Here is a 13,698-nt window from a genome sequence, read left to right as displayed (position 1 = left end):
CTAAAAATATGATAAAGGAAATAACCGTTCAGGAACTAAAAGAAAAGATCGACAATAAAGAAGACTTCCAGCTGATTGATGTAAGGGAAACTTTCGAATATGAAACTTCGAATCTTGATGGTTTGAACATCCCTTTAGGTGGTATACTAATTGAAGCAGATCAGATTGCTCAGGATAAACCAGTAATTATTCAATGCAGAAGTGGTAAAAGAAGCGCAGCGGCAGTAATGCAGTTAGAGCAAATGCTTGGATTAACCAATTTATATAACCTTAAAGGTGGTATCGTTGCCTGGAAAGAGGCTTTCGATCCTAATATGCCTGTTTACTAATCATGGGAAAGAAAATCGCATTAAACGTTTTTTATAACATAGGACTGATCATTTCCATCTTTGGTGGAACATGGGGTTTCAACAATAAGCAATACCTGGCTATGGCCCTTTTTGCGGCTACTGGTATCTTCTTCTTATATGTAAAGTTGCAGCTGGTAAAAGAGATGCGTGCCACACTTAAGAAAAAGGAAGCAGAATTGAAGGGTTAATCCCTTCTAAGCCTAATCCAGGCAAGTTTTTCAACTGATATCTCCCCGCAATGATTTGCGGGGCATCAAAAGGATTGTTCCTGGTTAGCCAGGGACCATCCAAATCAGCCCAGTTACAGAGTGGGGCAAGCGCTATCCCGGCCTGAGTAGCACAAGAGGTTTCGCTCATACAGCCAATTAATACCTTCATCCCAAAAGAACGTGCTTTTTTAATCATTAGCGAGGCTTCATACATGCCTGCACTTTTCATGAGTTTGATATTGATGCCATGGTAAGCCCCTTTTAATCCATCGATATCGCTCAGTCGCTGTACGGCTTCATCCGCCAGAATTGGAATCGGACTCCGTCCAGTTAACCAGGCATTGCCATCCAGGTCTGATTTGTCCATCGGCTGTTCAATCAGTACTGCACCTTGATCATGCAGCCAGTAAATCATGTCAATAGCTTGTGTCTTATTGTTCCAGCCTTGGTTCGCATCGATATACAAAGGCACATCGGTCATGCTGCGGATGGTTTGAATCAGCTCTTTATCGTTGTCTCTGCCCAACTTTACTTTTAGGATACTAAAACTTTTAGCATCTAATACTTTTTCTCTAATCACCTCTGGTTGGTCGATACCAACGGTATAAGACGCAAGCGGCATTTTGGAAGGATCTGCCCCATAAATTTCATAACAGGCTTTCTGCAGAAGCTTTCCATTTAAATCATTCAAGGCAATGTCTATGGCTGCTTTTATAGCCGTATTTCCGGTATCTAGGAAATCCAGATAAGCGATGATCTCTTCAAAATTGAAAGGAAATGTAAATTGATTCCAATCTACCTTTTTTAAGAATATGGCAGCTGTTTCCAGATTTTCCCCCAGGTAAGGAACCATAGAAGCCTCCCCATATCCTGTTTCATTTTCATAGCCCAATTTCAGTAGCATCAGCGGAGTGCTGGTCCTAGAAAACTTAGCAATGGTAAAAGGGTGTTTTAGTTCCAGATTGTATGATGTATAGGCGACTTGCATGGACATAAATGGGGTATTTAGTAATATCAAAGTTAAAAAATCAGCGCTGCAGCGAATGTAAAAATAATATACTTAATATTGTACCCAGTATGAATAGCACAATATATCAGCCGTTTAAAAACTTCGATTTTAAATATAAAAACTGCTTCCTGAGTGGAGAAACTTTCGATGCTCCAGTGGAGGAAATCAACGTATTACCAGATTGGCTGTTGAAAGTCGCCAACTTTTCCGGGGAAGAACAAATTAAGTTGTTGGATGAGAGTGTTCGTGCTTACAATACTTTAAAAGTGCCTTGCAGTACGGAAGTATCAGCGAATTTTATCCAGCCATTGGAAAATAAGATTGCTGCGGCTTTCTCTGAAGGTTACGCTGCGGTTTCTGCATTATCGGAAGAAGGCCTGTTCAAATGGATTGGTAAATTTATGTACAGCCTGATTTATATTGAAATGAATGCTGCAGTACGCTTACAGCAGATTTCTGCCGATGGTGTAAATATGTCGCAAGGGTTGATGCATAAATTCGGAAACCTGAATACCATGATTCAAAGCATTTACAGAGATGTGGTTTATGAAGATTTTACCCCATGGTCTATTGTTGTTGTGCCTCTAGAAGAGCAAGACACGAGTTTCAGCTTTAGAGATGAGATCAATACTCTGACTTTTTCCTTGAAACTGAAAGATTTTGGAATTATCGCCTGTTTGCAGGATAACGGAACAAATAAGATTTTTCATAGAGAACTTCTGGAGCAAATCGGCACCAAGCCACTTTCTGCACAGCAGTTTGAAGAACTTTGTGCGCGTTTTTATTACTCTGCCTACCTATTTAACAGGTTGCCTGAATATACCGTAATGACGGTAGAAGGAATGGTTTATATTGATGCCATGCCATTGAGAGGGACGATGAATAAAGCTCTTTTCGACCATTGGCAACATAAAACGTATGCCCAGGTATTACAGGATTTCTGGAAACCTTGGGGACATACGTTGTTTGAGATTATTAAAGACCCAACAAATCCGATCAGTTACTTTGAACCGGCTTGTTTGCCTGCTACCCAATAAGGCGGCTAATAAAATGAGGAATGATCCCCGGAACGAAAATTACGGTGAAGATCAATCCTGTTAATGCACCGAAGAAATGGGCGTCATGATTGATATTATCCTGCGCCCTTTTTGCCATCTGCCAGCAATACGCTAAATATAGCAATCCAAATAACCAGGCCCAGATTGGGATCGGCAGTGGAAAGATGATCATCTTAGACATTGGATCAAATAAGATAAAGCTGAATAATACCGCGCTAATCGCACCCGAAGCTCCAAGGCTGTTGTACCACATGTCGTCTTTGTGTTTGATCACCGATGGGATATCACTCAAAATCAAGGCTAAAACGTATAATAACCCAAACTGCCAGGAACCAATCATGGCTTCCAATCTGAAGGCAAAGAAGTAAAAGGTCATCATGTTAAAGATCAGGTGCATCCAATCCGCATGGATAAGGCCACTGGTAATTAACGTAAATAACTTATGTTTTCTGGATACACTATAAGGGTGTAACATAAATTTACCAAATAACCCATGATCATTAAAGGCATAAATACTGGTAACGATTGTAAAAAGAAAGATAATCGAGGCAACGGGGGTCTGGGTAAGGTAGTCCATGATTAGGTGTTTTTCCGTAAGAAACGGAATTTTTATAGATTATTAAAATAATGTTTTATTGGCAAGGCCGATACTGCCAAACTGATACCTCATCCCTAGAGAGAAGTAGGTATAAATATCGGCATTCCCTGTTTTAAAATTAACAGAAGAATTGTCGTATCCGTCTAAACCCTCTCCCAGCGTCAGGCTGCTCTGGTAATTGAAATTTAAAATATAACGGCAGTAGCCAGATCGGTCAGGGAAATAAAAGTTAATGCCCAGATTGATGGGAACCACCAGGTCTGTAGATTTGTCTGTTCCGGGGTATGGGTTTTCTTGTTCGGCACTGCTGTTACGTACATTGTTAACAGAGTTCATCACTGCCCCAATTCCGGCGCCCAGGTAAAGTCCCTTAATTGTATTCGTAAAACCACCCTGACGGAAGTCAATCAATGTGCCCAATCCGAATTTGGTATTGAGGTTAAAAGCTTTGTAGGAATTGATAAACTGGCGGCCGGCGGCATCTGTTTTAACATCTCCACCATTGATCTGCCCAACTTGCCCTTCCAGGCCAGCACTGATAAATGGACTGAAATAATAATCTATTACTCCATACCCTGCCAGACCAAAGGCATGTTTTTTTAAGTCCGTAAAAGATTGAGTAACGCCAAAACCGCCACCGGCACTGATTTTATAGAAATTAGTCTGAGCTTTAGCAGGAATAAAAAATAGAAGTATCAGGCATCCAGTGATAATTGCTTTCAAATTATTTAGCTTTGTTTTTTTTAAGACTATGCTAAATTATCAAAATAAAAACAATTCCCTTCAAAACCGATTTGCTAAATACGTGCAGATTGATACGCAGTCAAACCCAATGTCAACCACCGTGCCTTCTACAGAGAAGCAAAAGAACTTAGGGAAGGTTCTTGTGGAGGAATTATTAGAGTTGGGAATCACTGATGCTCATCTTGATGATTTCGGGTATGTATATGCAACCATTCCCTCAAATACAGAAAAAAAGGTGCCTGTAATTTGTTTCTGCTCACACATGGACACTTCTCCAGACTGCAGCGGCACAAATGTGAAACCAATTATTCATGCCAACTACCAGGGAGAAGACTTGGTACTTCCTGACGACAATAGCATCGTGTTGAAAATGTCGGAACACCCGGATTTAAAACACCAGATCGGTAATGACATCTTTACCGCCAGCGGAACAACGTTGCTGGGTGCAGATAATAAAGCTGGCTTGGCAGAAATTATGGAAGCAGCAACTTTCTTAATGCAAAATCCAACCTACAAACACGGGACAATAAAAATTTTATTTACTCCGGATGAAGAAATCGGTAGAGGAGTGGATAAAGCGGACCTGAAAAAATTAGGTGCTGATTTTGCTTACACCGTAGATGGAGAGACTTTAGGCTCTATCGAAGATGAAACTTTCTCTGCCGATGGCGCAGTACTCACCATTAAAGGTGTAAGTACCCACCCAGGATTTGCTAAAGATAAAATGGAAAGTGCGATCAAAATCTTATCAGATGTGATCAGCTCCTTACCTTCAGACTGTCTTTCTCCGGAATCTACCGAAGGAAAAGAAGGATTTATCCATCCGGTTACCATTAGCGGAAGCGTAGAACAAGCAGAAGCACGTTTTATCTTACGTGCTTTTGATGATGAACAACTGGAAGCTAATGGCGAAATGCTGGACGCAACAGTAAGAAACATCATTGAAGATTTTCCAAACTCTACCTATGAACTGAAAATCAAAGAACAATACCGCAATATGAAAAAGGTGTTGGATGAGTACCCACAGGTGATTGCTTATGGCATCGAAGCGATAGAAAGAGCGGGTGTTACGCCAAAAAGACAAAGCATCAGAGGAGGAACTGATGGTTCACGTCTTTCTTTTATGGGTTTACCTTGCCCTAATATCTTTGCTGGCGAACACGCTTTCCATGGTAAACAAGAATGGGCTTCGGTTCAGGATATGGAAAAAGCAGTGGAAACCATCATTAACATCGCAGCAATCTGGGAAGAAAAAGCCTAGATGATATTTTCATGCCTCTAAAAATAAAAGCGCCGCATCATGTTAATCATGATGCGGCGCTTTTAATATCGGTGGTAGCTAAGCTTTGATACTTAGTCTGGCCAGATACTGATCCTGTCCATCTTCAAAAATGATTTCTGGCTCCCAGCCGTTAGCCTTTGCAATCTCAATCAATGTGCTTTGGTCTACATATACCCATTTGAACCAATCTCCTTTAAGCCCTTTGTATTCGTACCTGAAACTAACTTCTCCAAAGTATCCATGACTAGGGAAAGGAATTTCCTGGTAAAGGTAGGAGAGGTCTGAGCTGTCGAATATCAACTGACCGCCTGGATTCAATAAGTTTTTAACTTGTTTCAAAAATGATTTTAATCCGGAGATAGATCCTGTAAGGCCAATTCCGTTCATCATAAAAAGTAGGGTGTCGTATTTTTGATCTTTATAAGTGAGGATATTTCCTGCGATGGCTTGTTTTAATCCACGTTCCTTCATGATCTCTACTGCAGGAACCGAGATGTCCATACCGGTTACATTAAAGCCACGATTTTGAAGTACCAGAGCATGACTGCCAACACCTGCACCCACATCCAGCACTTTTCCTTTGCAAAGTTTCATGGCTTTGAGTTCAAGCTCAGGCATTTCTGCTTCATCCCTAAAATAAATGTCGACCGGCATCTCTTCCGGTTCATCGTAAGAATTGTGTACCCACAAGGTTTCTGCAGGTGGTTTTCTAAATTGATCTTTTAAGGCTTCACCAAAAACGTCCATCCGGCAAAGATAAAAAAACCTTTAATGGTTACACCTCAAACTCCTCATGTTGTTCTGGAATGAGTACATGTTGGAAGCCTTTATCCTGTAAATGCTGTGCAAATACCTGTTGAACTTTATATTCTCCATGAACCAAAAAGACCTGTTTTACAAGTGCAGGGTTTTGTCCGGATAAGAATTGCAGCAGATCTTCGTAATCGCCATGCGCACTCATCGATTTAATCGAACGTATGTCGGCAACTACATCATAATCCTGACCGAAAAGCCAAACCTGTTTCTGACCCGCTAATAATTTGCCAGCCAAAGATCTTGGTTCTGCATAACCCACCATGAGGATGGTGTTTTTCTGATCACTAATATTGTTGCGAATATGGTGTTTTACTCTGCCTCCCTCGGCCATGCCTGAAGAAGAAATAATCACACACGGGCGTGGATCACCATTCAAAGCTTTAGATTCTTCTACACTCTCAATAAATTTTAAACCCTTAAATCCGAAGATGTCATGGTCAACTTTCATCACCTCTTTTACACCGTTGTTATATACTTCCGGATGCTTTCTAAGCACTTCTGTAGCCTGCAAAGATAATGGGCTGTCTACGTAATACTGCACATCCGGCAATTGACCTTTCAGCTCCATCGCATTCAAAGCGTAAAGTAATTCCTGAGTACGGCCGACGCTAAATGCCGGAATAATGACTTTCCCTTTTTTAACGCTACAGGTTTGCTCAATAATTTCTCTTAAGGTATCTTCTATAGGATCAAGATCCTGATGAAGCGAGTCGCCGTAAGTAGATTCTATAATTACATAATCCGCTTGGGGGAAGGATTGGGGACTTTTTAAAAGCAAATCTCCATACCTGCCCACATCACCACTGAAAGTCAGGTTGGTCGTTTGTCCATCGTCCTTAATTTTCAAATGTACCGCTGCACTGCCCACGATATGACCAGCATCTGTAAAGTTTAAGGTCAGGTCAGCATCAATTTGAAAATCCTGGTTGTAGGGAACTACTTGAAACTGTTCTAGGGTTTGCATTACGTCTTTTTCTGTATATAATGGCATTTCCTCAGGTTCCCCTTGTCGCAATTTCTTATTTGCGTATTCTGCATCCTGTGTCTGAATCTTTGCAGAATCCAACAGCAAAATCCGACAAAGGTCTTTGGTAGCAGGAGTACAGTAAATATTTCCTCTAAATCCTTCCGCAACCAATCTTGGCAATAAACCACAATGGTCTATGTGTGCATGAGACAAAACTAGATAGCTGACCTGGGCCGGGTTAAAACCGAAAGACTCATTGAGTCCCTCCGTTAGATTACCCAAGCCCTGAAATAGTCCGCAGTCTAATAAAATTTGAGTGTTATTTTTTAAAGTAATCAGATGTTTACTACCGGTAACGGTACGTGCCGCTCCATGAAATGCAATTTTCATTAATCTACCTAGGCTCTAACTTTAGCAATAGTATCTTTTACCTGACTTGCAGCATCTACCAGTTTTTCTTTTGAGGAATCTAATAGATCACAAAACCAATCTGATACTTTGTCTTTCATCTCTCCATCTTTGTCTGATGAAATAATTAATGCAATAGCCGCACCAAGCGCCGCTCCAGCTAGTATTCCTGCAATTATTTTAGTTTCCTTTTTCATAAATGTAGTTTTTAATTTGTGATCCATTATCAGTATTGCTGCAGTTAAACAAAGCAAAACTGAAGCTGGGTTAATAATTGTTAATTTTCGTCAAATAGTTAACAAAGACGGTGCCGAATAATTTGCTGAGGGTTCTAAATCAAGGCAGAAAGCCATAAATTATAAGATGTTTGTTGTAAATTAGTAGGAATGTTGAAACGTTTGTCTTATCTCAATGTCTTTCTGGCGATGGCTTACCTGCTGCTGTTCGTAACAGGCGATAATCTGCTGATCATTGCGGGGGTTGGTATCGTGGTAGCTTTTAATGCATTTGTGATTAAAAAGATACAAGAAGAAAGAAACCTGGGTTTAATTCATGGGATCTTAGCCATTTCCTGTCTTTGTTTTTGGGCATATTTGGCGATGGCCTGTATATATATTGTACAATCTGCGATTGAACATCAGTATTTTGACAACATCTGGAGCTACTTACTGCCTACTGCTTTTTTTCTGCTCAGCATTTTGCTGCAGCTATTGTGCAGTCTGAAGTATTTTAAAAATTATCGGGCTTCTGAAAATTGAGAAAACGGATATCTACCTGGTCATATAATTTTTAGCAATTGCGCTGTCTGAGGAATAAAAAGGGCTGAATTTTTAAATAGAAAAAGAAGGAACAAGTGCTTTGCATACTGGTCAGGAAGAGATTTGCATTTTAACAGCAACCCTAGCCGAACCCTATGATAAGGGGCTTCTCTTCCCGAACGCTTCCCGACTACTTCTTCGTTTTTTTTCAGGTTATCTTGCCTTATTTTTTCCTGCTGCTGCGGCCGCTTTTTTCCTGCTTTAATAATATTAACAAACTATCTTTCTTCAACTGTTTGGTATTTAAATAATTCTGTCTATCTTTGCAGTCCCTAAATCTTAGGGTGAATAAATAATTGTTTAACAAATTAAATACAAGCAAGTGAATACGTTAAGTTACAAAACTGTCTCTGCCAATGCAAAAACTGTTAACAAACAGTGGGTTGTTGTTGACGCACAAGGCGAGATTTTGGGGCGCTTGTCATCGAAGATCGCTATGATCATCCGTGGTAAAAACAAGCCTGAGTATACCCCACACGTAGACTGCGGAGATAACGTTATCGTTATTAATGCAGATAAGGTTAAATTGACAGGAAATAAATTCAGCGACAAACGCTATATTTCTTACACTGGTTACCCAGGCGGTCAGCGTTTCATTTCTCCAAAAGAGTTAATGGCGAAACACCCTAAGCGTGTTATCGAGAAAGCGGTACGTGGTATGTTACCTAAAACAAAACTTGGTGCTAAATTATACACCAACCTTTTTGTTTATGCAGGTACAGAACATCCTCATGCAGCACAATCACCAAAAACCATTACACTTTAATTAAAGGAAGAAAGAAATGTCAGTTACTAACACTTCAGGAAGAAGAAAAACTGCTGTTGCGCGCATCTATTTAAAAGAAGGCAACGGCACAATTACCGTAAACGGTAAAGACCATAAAGAATATTTCCCAACATTACCTTTACAATACATCGTTAACCAATCATTCGAAGTTTCTGAATTGACTGGTCAATATGATGTTAAAGTGAATGTAGCAGGTGGTGGTATCAAAGGTCAGGCAGAAGCAGTTCGTTTAGCTATCGCTAAAGCTATTGTGGAATTGGATGCTGAGAAAAAACCAGCATTACGCGCTAAAGGGTTAATGACCCGTGATATGCGTATGGTTGAACGTAAGAAACCAGGACGTAAGAAAGCACGTAAGAAATTCCAATTCAGTAAACGTTAATCTTAAGGAGACAAACACAATGGCAAGAACTACATATCAAGACTTATTGGATGCAGGTGTACACTTCGGTCACCTTACCCGTAAATGGAACCCAAAAATGGCGCCTTACATTTTCATGGAGCGCAATGGAATCCACATTATAGATTTAAATAAAACTTTAACCAAAACTGAAGAAGCTGCTTCAGCAATCAAACAGATCGTTAAATCCGGTCGTAAGATTCTTTTCGTAGCTACTAAGAAACAGGCTAAAGAAATCGTTGCTGATCAAGCAAAAAAAGTAAACATGCCTTTCGTAACTGAACGTTGGTTAGGTGGGATGTTAACTAACTTTGCTACTGTTCGCAAGTCGATCAAAAAGATGTCTAACATCGACAAGATGACTAAAGACGGAACTTACTCGATCCTTTCTAAGAAAGAGCGTTTAATGATCCAACGTGAGCGTATTAAATTGGAAAGCTTATTAGGTGGTATCGCGGATCTAAACCGTTTACCAGCTGCTATCTTCTTAATTGACGTTAAAAAAGAGCATATCGCAGTTAGCGAAGCGTTGAAATTAAACATTCCAACTTTCGCAATGGTAGATACTAACTCTGATCCTTCTAACATCGATTTCCCAATCCCAGCGAATGATGATGCTACTAAATCTATCTCTTTAATTACTGATGTAATCATTAAAGCAATTGAAGAAGGTTTAGACGAGCGTAAACGCGAAAAAGACGAAGAAACTGAAAAAGAAGCTGTAGCTGCTAAAGCAGCTGCTGATGCTCCAGAAGCTGCTGCTCCTGGCGCAAGAAGAAAAAAAGTAAATGCTGATACTGAAGAAGAAGGTACTAGCGAAGAAGCTTAAATAATATAATATGGGTTGTATGTTGTACGTTGCAGGTTTTTCCTTACAACATACATCGTACAACCCATAATTTTTTAAATAAAAACTTAAAAAGAAATAAGATGTCTACAGTACAAATTTCTGCAGCAGACGTAAATAAATTACGCCAACAAACCGGTTCTGGTATGATGGATTGCAAAAAAGCATTGATCGAAACTAACGGTGATTTCGAAGCAGCGGTTGATTACTTACGTAAAAAAGGTGCTAAAGTAGCAGCTTCTCGTCAGGACCGTGATTCTAATGAAGGTGTTGTTATCGCAAAAGCTACAGCAGACGGTAAACGTGGTGTTGTTGTTGAATTAAACTGCGAAACTGACTTCGTTGCTAAAAATGCTGATTTCGTAGCTTTAGCTAACAAATTCACTGACCTTGCTATCGAGAAAAACCCTGCTTCTTTAGAAGAACTTTTATCTTTAGAAATTGATGGTCAAAAAGTTTCTGAGATCATTATCGAGAACACTGGTAAAATCGGTGAGAAAATCGGTATCTCTAAATTCGAAACGGTTTCAGGTGAAAAAGTTATTCCTTACATCCACGGTAACTACCGTTTAGGTGTATTGGTTGCTTTAAACCAAGCATTTGACGGAGCTGATGAAGCTGGTAAAGATGTAGCTATGCAAATCGCTGCAATGAACCCAGTTGCTTTAGATAAGGCTGATGTTGACGCGACTACTATTGAGCGTGAAACTGAAATCGCTAAAGAACAAATCCGTGCTGAAGGTAAACCTGAAGAAATGGTAGAAAAAATTGCTGCTGGTAAATTGAATAAATTCTACAAAGACAGTACTTTATTAAACCAAGAATTCGTTAAAGATTCTTCTAAAGACGTTCGTAAATTCTTAAATGATACTGCTGCCGGTCTAACCGTTATCGCATTCAAACGTGTACAATTAGGAGCTTAATCCTTCTTTAATCATAAAAAAATAGGGTGTCCAAAAGGCACCCTATTTTTTTATGCGGTTTTTATAGATGTTTCCCGTTTTTAAACACAACTTTCTATTCAGGTTTTTTGCTCGCAAAGCCGCGGCGCTTGTGCTACCTTTTGTCCTGATATTTCGTCCCTTTCTTGACTATTCTTTTGCAGAAATGCTTTTGAAGATCAATCTGTTTTCTATGGCTCCTGGTCTCTGGTAGCTCATGTTTTCTTCTGATTGAGGAAGAATAGCAGCAGTAGCGAAATCGTTAAAAGCATTCCCATAAACTGATGAAATAGTGCATAAGTTTTATAATCACCATTAACACTTTGAAGCAATGCGGTAACCCCTGAGATGATTTGTATCAGGACCAGTAGCACCGGAATGATTCTGATATAGGATAAATGCGTGTTGATTTTCCAGGATGATGTGCGTATATAAAGGAGAACAATTAACAAGCAGATCGTATAAGCCAGAAAGCGATGCAAAAACTGAATGGTCAATAAGTTTTCTGTCAGCTGATGGATAGAGAAGACTTGTCCCAATATATTTGATGGAATAATGGAGCCATTCATGTCAGGCCAGGTAGGGGCGGCAAGTGCTGCATGACTTCCCGCCATTAGTGCTCCATAAATTAGCTGAATGAAAAGTAAGATTAGAATCAGGCTGTTTAGTTTTGAAAATTGTAAGCGATGCCGCATTTTCAAATGATCCAGACTTAATTTAAATGCCAGCCATAAAGTATAACCCAATAAAATGATCGCAGCAATAAAGTGGATGGCCAATCTAATGTGGCTGACGCTAATGTCTGTATCATTCAATCCGCTTTTTACCATGAGCCAGCCTATCACCGCCTGCAGTAGGCCCAATAGAAAGAGCATAAAAATAGGTAAAAGCAGTTTGCGCGCTATTTTCCCTTTAACGATGAAATAGATGAAGGGTAAAAGGAAGGCGATACCAATAAAGCGAGCCCAATTTCGGTGAAACCACTCCCAGAAAAATATAGATTTATAATCTTCTAGTGAGAAGTGTGCATTGACCAGTTGAAACTGTGCAATCTTCTTGTATTGTTCAAAGCTGTGCTGCCACTCCAGCTCATTTAATGGAGGGAGAAAGCCCATTAGCGGTTTCCATTCCGTAATAGATAGACCCGAGCCGCTTAGTCTGGTGATTCCGCCCAGTAATATCTGAACCATAATGCAGCAGGCGCCAAAATATAGCCAGATGGCAATGGCCTGGTTGTCCTTAGCCTTCATAGATCACCCCCGTTCCAGGTGTTTCATTCAGCTCTATTCTACGCAACTCTGGAAATATAGGTTTGATTTTATTCCAAATCCAGGTGCTGAGCTTTTCGGCGGTGGGATTTTCTAATCCAGGGATTTCATTTAAGAGTTTGTGATCTAGTAGCCTAATAACCGGACGAATACGGTTTTTTAAGTCGGTATAATCCAGAATCCAGCCAGTTTCTGGACCGGGCTCTCCTGCAAGAAATACTTTAAGTGTATAGGTGTGGCCATGCATGCCACCACATTTATGGCCTGCCGGCACATTTGGCAAGTAATGCGCCGAATCAAAACTGAAGGTCTTGTATATGATCATGTCAAATGAATAATGTTCAAATTTCTACTTTGATACTCGGTTAAGAAATGATAGAGATCATATTTGACAGAAATTTAGGGATTGCTTGGTTCATTACGGATTAAGTTAGGCTATTGGTCAGATAATAAGTTAAGGTATTAGGGCATTCGAATTTAAGGGGAGAAATCGGCTTCGGTAGGCAAAAGAAGAGAGTTTGAAAAGCACTGCTTCACAATGATGGTTTTGAACGCAGATTTTTTGGTTAGTAATTGTAATCTTGGTTGGGCTCATTTTCTTTTTCTAAATGCTTTTCCAGAAAAATAGCCAAATAATAGGAGGTATCTGTAATCATGAATGGTCTATTTAATGAAAAATCTTTACTAGTTTATCTGAGTTCTCGATGAGAACACAATAATTGGGAATAGATAGCGCAATCACTAGTCTGACTAATTGATCAGTTGCAGCTCTGAAATTGGAGTATTTGCAGGGTTATTCATCATACAATAGATTAATAAACCTTGTCTGGATATCTTTCTTTCTGTTTTTTTTGTCGATTTTAGGGCTATGGTTCAATTAGTTAGAGATAGACTACAATTATAAGGGTGATATTGTTTGTGGGGGCGTTAATTTTTCCTACTTTTGCATCCCGCTTCGGAGGAAGGGTTTGAGTGAAAGATATAGTGAGAAGAATTTGAAAGATTGCAGTAGGAGTTTGTTAAAGTTGGTTTTACCGGTTTTATGACCAGAGAAACAAGAAGATTTATTTTCAAATAAAGCTTGACAATAACAAAAAGATTTCTACCTTTGCAGTCCCAACAAAAACGGGGGTTACTAAACGGAGTTTAGTAACAAAAACAAAAAGACTGAAACAATCGAAAATCGATTGCAACAT

Annotated in this window: 17 protein-coding genes; 9 read left to right on the top strand and 8 right to left on the bottom strand. The window is 39.6% G+C overall.

What is annotated here, in order from left to right; genetic code table 11:
* Positions 1-11 precede the first annotated feature (11 nt).
* Together H9X96_RS21335 and H9X96_RS21330 are read left to right on the top strand one after the other, a co-directional pair.
* Positions 12-329 carry a rhodanese-like domain-containing protein gene (locus H9X96_RS21335; protein ID WP_062551225.1) on the top strand — a complete coding sequence of 106 codons (318 nt, stop codon included), beginning with the start codon at positions 12-14 and terminating at the stop codon, positions 327-329.
* Between the two features lie 2 nt (positions 330-331).
* Entirely contained in the window at positions 332-538 is a 207-nt protein-coding gene (locus H9X96_RS21330; RefSeq protein ID WP_062550787.1) for a DUF6358 family protein, read from the top strand.
* On the opposite strand, the gene H9X96_RS21325 is transcribed toward H9X96_RS21330, so the two are convergent.
* Positions 507-1,553 (bottom strand): dipeptide epimerase, encoded by a 1,047-nt coding sequence (locus H9X96_RS21325; protein ID WP_370576769.1) that lies wholly within the window; start codon positions 1,551-1,553, stop codon positions 507-509. The two genes, H9X96_RS21330 and H9X96_RS21325, sit on opposite strands and share 32 nt — an antisense overlap.
* Positions 1,554-1,636: 83 nt before the next feature.
* On the opposite strand from H9X96_RS21325, the gene H9X96_RS21320 reads away from it, so the two are divergent.
* The gene (locus H9X96_RS21320; RefSeq protein ID WP_187668231.1) at positions 1,637-2,605 is read left to right on the top strand and encodes a hypothetical protein; all 969 of its coding nucleotides are present in this window, start codon (positions 1,637-1,639) and stop codon (positions 2,603-2,605) included.
* On the opposite strand, the gene H9X96_RS21315 is transcribed toward H9X96_RS21320, so the two are convergent.
* Complete coding sequence (locus H9X96_RS21315; RefSeq protein WP_187668230.1) at positions 2,595-3,203, bottom strand: rhomboid family intramembrane serine protease; 609 nt, start codon at positions 3,201-3,203, stop codon at positions 2,595-2,597. The genes H9X96_RS21320 and H9X96_RS21315 overlap by 11 nt on opposite strands.
* 42 nt (positions 3,204-3,245) lie before the next feature.
* Positions 3,246-3,947 carry a hypothetical protein gene (locus H9X96_RS21310; protein WP_255431196.1) on the bottom strand — a complete coding sequence of 234 codons (702 nt, stop codon included), beginning with the start codon at positions 3,945-3,947 and terminating at the stop codon, positions 3,246-3,248.
* A gap of 28 nt (positions 3,948-3,975) precedes the next feature.
* Here H9X96_RS21310 and pepT point away from each other — a divergent pair, with 28 nt between their 5' ends.
* Complete coding sequence (gene pepT / locus H9X96_RS21305) at positions 3,976-5,229, top strand: peptidase T (RefSeq protein WP_187668229.1); 1,254 nt, start codon at positions 3,976-3,978, stop codon at positions 5,227-5,229.
* Between the two features lie 78 nt (positions 5,230-5,307).
* Here the strand turns inward: pepT and H9X96_RS21300 are convergent, their stop codons facing one another.
* From H9X96_RS21300 to H9X96_RS21290, 3 genes are read right to left on the bottom strand one after another with little or no spacing between them, the layout of a single operon-like run.
* On the bottom strand, positions 5,308-5,997 hold the full coding sequence (locus tag H9X96_RS21300) for a bifunctional 2-polyprenyl-6-hydroxyphenol methylase/3-demethylubiquinol 3-O-methyltransferase UbiG (protein WP_187668228.1): 690 nt from the start codon (positions 5,995-5,997) through the stop codon (positions 5,308-5,310).
* Between the two features lie 28 nt (positions 5,998-6,025).
* Complete coding sequence (locus H9X96_RS21295; protein WP_187668227.1) at positions 6,026-7,423, bottom strand: MBL fold metallo-hydrolase RNA specificity domain-containing protein; 1,398 nt, start codon at positions 7,421-7,423, stop codon at positions 6,026-6,028.
* Between the two features lie 8 nt (positions 7,424-7,431).
* A complete protein-coding gene (locus H9X96_RS21290; protein ID WP_062550780.1) occupies positions 7,432-7,638 on the bottom strand; it encodes a YtxH domain-containing protein in 207 nt (68 codons plus the stop codon).
* A 189-nt stretch (positions 7,639-7,827) separates the two neighbouring features.
* Here H9X96_RS21290 and H9X96_RS21285 point away from each other — a divergent pair, with 189 nt between their 5' ends.
* From H9X96_RS21285 to tsf, 5 genes are all read left to right on the top strand, one after another.
* Positions 7,828-8,199, top strand: a complete 372-nt coding sequence (locus H9X96_RS21285) for a hypothetical protein (RefSeq protein ID WP_187668226.1) — start codon at positions 7,828-7,830, stop codon at positions 8,197-8,199.
* 382 nt (positions 8,200-8,581) lie between these two features.
* Entirely contained in the window at positions 8,582-9,025 is a 444-nt protein-coding gene (gene rplM / locus H9X96_RS21280; protein ID WP_062550778.1) for a 50S ribosomal protein L13, read from the top strand.
* A gap of 16 nt (positions 9,026-9,041) precedes the next feature.
* Positions 9,042-9,428, top strand: coding sequence for a 30S ribosomal protein S9 (rpsI, locus tag H9X96_RS21275; protein ID WP_062550777.1), 387 nt, complete (start codon positions 9,042-9,044; stop codon positions 9,426-9,428).
* 19 nt (positions 9,429-9,447) lie between these two features.
* Positions 9,448-10,275 (top strand): 30S ribosomal protein S2, encoded by an 828-nt coding sequence (gene rpsB, locus H9X96_RS21270; protein WP_062550776.1) that lies wholly within the window; start codon positions 9,448-9,450, stop codon positions 10,273-10,275.
* Positions 10,276-10,376: 101 nt separating this feature from the next.
* The gene (gene tsf, locus H9X96_RS21265; protein WP_062550775.1) at positions 10,377-11,216 is read left to right on the top strand and encodes a translation elongation factor Ts; all 840 of its coding nucleotides are present in this window, start codon (positions 10,377-10,379) and stop codon (positions 11,214-11,216) included.
* A 233-nt stretch (positions 11,217-11,449) separates the two neighbouring features.
* Here tsf and H9X96_RS21260 read toward each other — a convergent pair whose 3' ends face one another.
* Together H9X96_RS21260 and queD are read right to left on the bottom strand one after the other, a co-directional pair.
* Positions 11,450-12,484, bottom strand: a complete 1,035-nt coding sequence (locus tag H9X96_RS21260; protein ID WP_187668225.1) for a COX15/CtaA family protein — start codon at positions 12,482-12,484, stop codon at positions 11,450-11,452.
* Complete coding sequence (gene queD / locus H9X96_RS21255) at positions 12,474-12,827, bottom strand: 6-carboxytetrahydropterin synthase QueD (RefSeq protein WP_187668224.1); 354 nt, start codon at positions 12,825-12,827, stop codon at positions 12,474-12,476. Before queD ends, H9X96_RS21260 begins: the two co-directional genes overlap by 11 nt.
* Positions 12,828-13,698: the final 871 nt, after the last annotated feature.

It is taken from the genome of Pedobacter sp. N36a, assembly GCF_014472395.1.
Taxonomy (GTDB): domain Bacteria; phylum Bacteroidota; class Bacteroidia; order Sphingobacteriales; family Sphingobacteriaceae; genus Pedobacter.
Note: the sequence above shows the minus strand (reverse complement) of the source record. Positions and strands in the feature narration are given on the sequence as shown.

Excerpts from the sequence above, each read along its gene's own strand:
- H9X96_RS21330 (WP_062550787.1), top strand. The coding sequence starts at position 332 with ATGGGAAAGAAAATCGCATTAAACGTTTTTTATAACATAGGACTGATC.
- H9X96_RS21325 (WP_370576769.1), bottom strand. The coding sequence starts at position 1,553 with ATGTCCATGCAAGTCGCCTATACATCATACAATCTGGAACTAAAACAC.
- H9X96_RS21320 (WP_187668231.1), top strand. The coding sequence starts at position 1,637 with ATGAATAGCACAATATATCAGCCGTTTAAAAACTTCGATTTTAAATAT.
- H9X96_RS21315 (WP_187668230.1), bottom strand. The coding sequence starts at position 3,203 with ATGGACTACCTTACCCAGACCCCCGTTGCCTCGATTATCTTTCTTTTT.
- pepT (WP_187668229.1), top strand. The coding sequence starts at position 3,976 with ATGCTAAATTATCAAAATAAAAACAATTCCCTTCAAAACCGATTTGCT.
- H9X96_RS21300 (WP_187668228.1), bottom strand. The coding sequence starts at position 5,997 with ATGGACGTTTTTGGTGAAGCCTTAAAAGATCAATTTAGAAAACCACCT.
- H9X96_RS21295 (WP_187668227.1), bottom strand. The coding sequence starts at position 7,423 with ATGAAAATTGCATTTCATGGAGCGGCACGTACCGTTACCGGTAGTAAA.
- H9X96_RS21290 (WP_062550780.1), bottom strand. The coding sequence starts at position 7,638 with ATGAAAAAGGAAACTAAAATAATTGCAGGAATACTAGCTGGAGCGGCG.
- H9X96_RS21285 (WP_187668226.1), top strand. The coding sequence starts at position 7,828 with ATGTTGAAACGTTTGTCTTATCTCAATGTCTTTCTGGCGATGGCTTAC.
- rpsI (WP_062550777.1), top strand. The coding sequence starts at position 9,042 with ATGTCAGTTACTAACACTTCAGGAAGAAGAAAAACTGCTGTTGCGCGC.
- rpsB (WP_062550776.1), top strand. The coding sequence starts at position 9,448 with ATGGCAAGAACTACATATCAAGACTTATTGGATGCAGGTGTACACTTC.
- tsf (WP_062550775.1), top strand. The coding sequence starts at position 10,377 with ATGTCTACAGTACAAATTTCTGCAGCAGACGTAAATAAATTACGCCAA.
- H9X96_RS21260 (WP_187668225.1), bottom strand. The coding sequence starts at position 12,484 with ATGAAGGCTAAGGACAACCAGGCCATTGCCATCTGGCTATATTTTGGC.
- queD (WP_187668224.1), bottom strand. The coding sequence starts at position 12,827 with ATGATCATATACAAGACCTTCAGTTTTGATTCGGCGCATTACTTGCCA.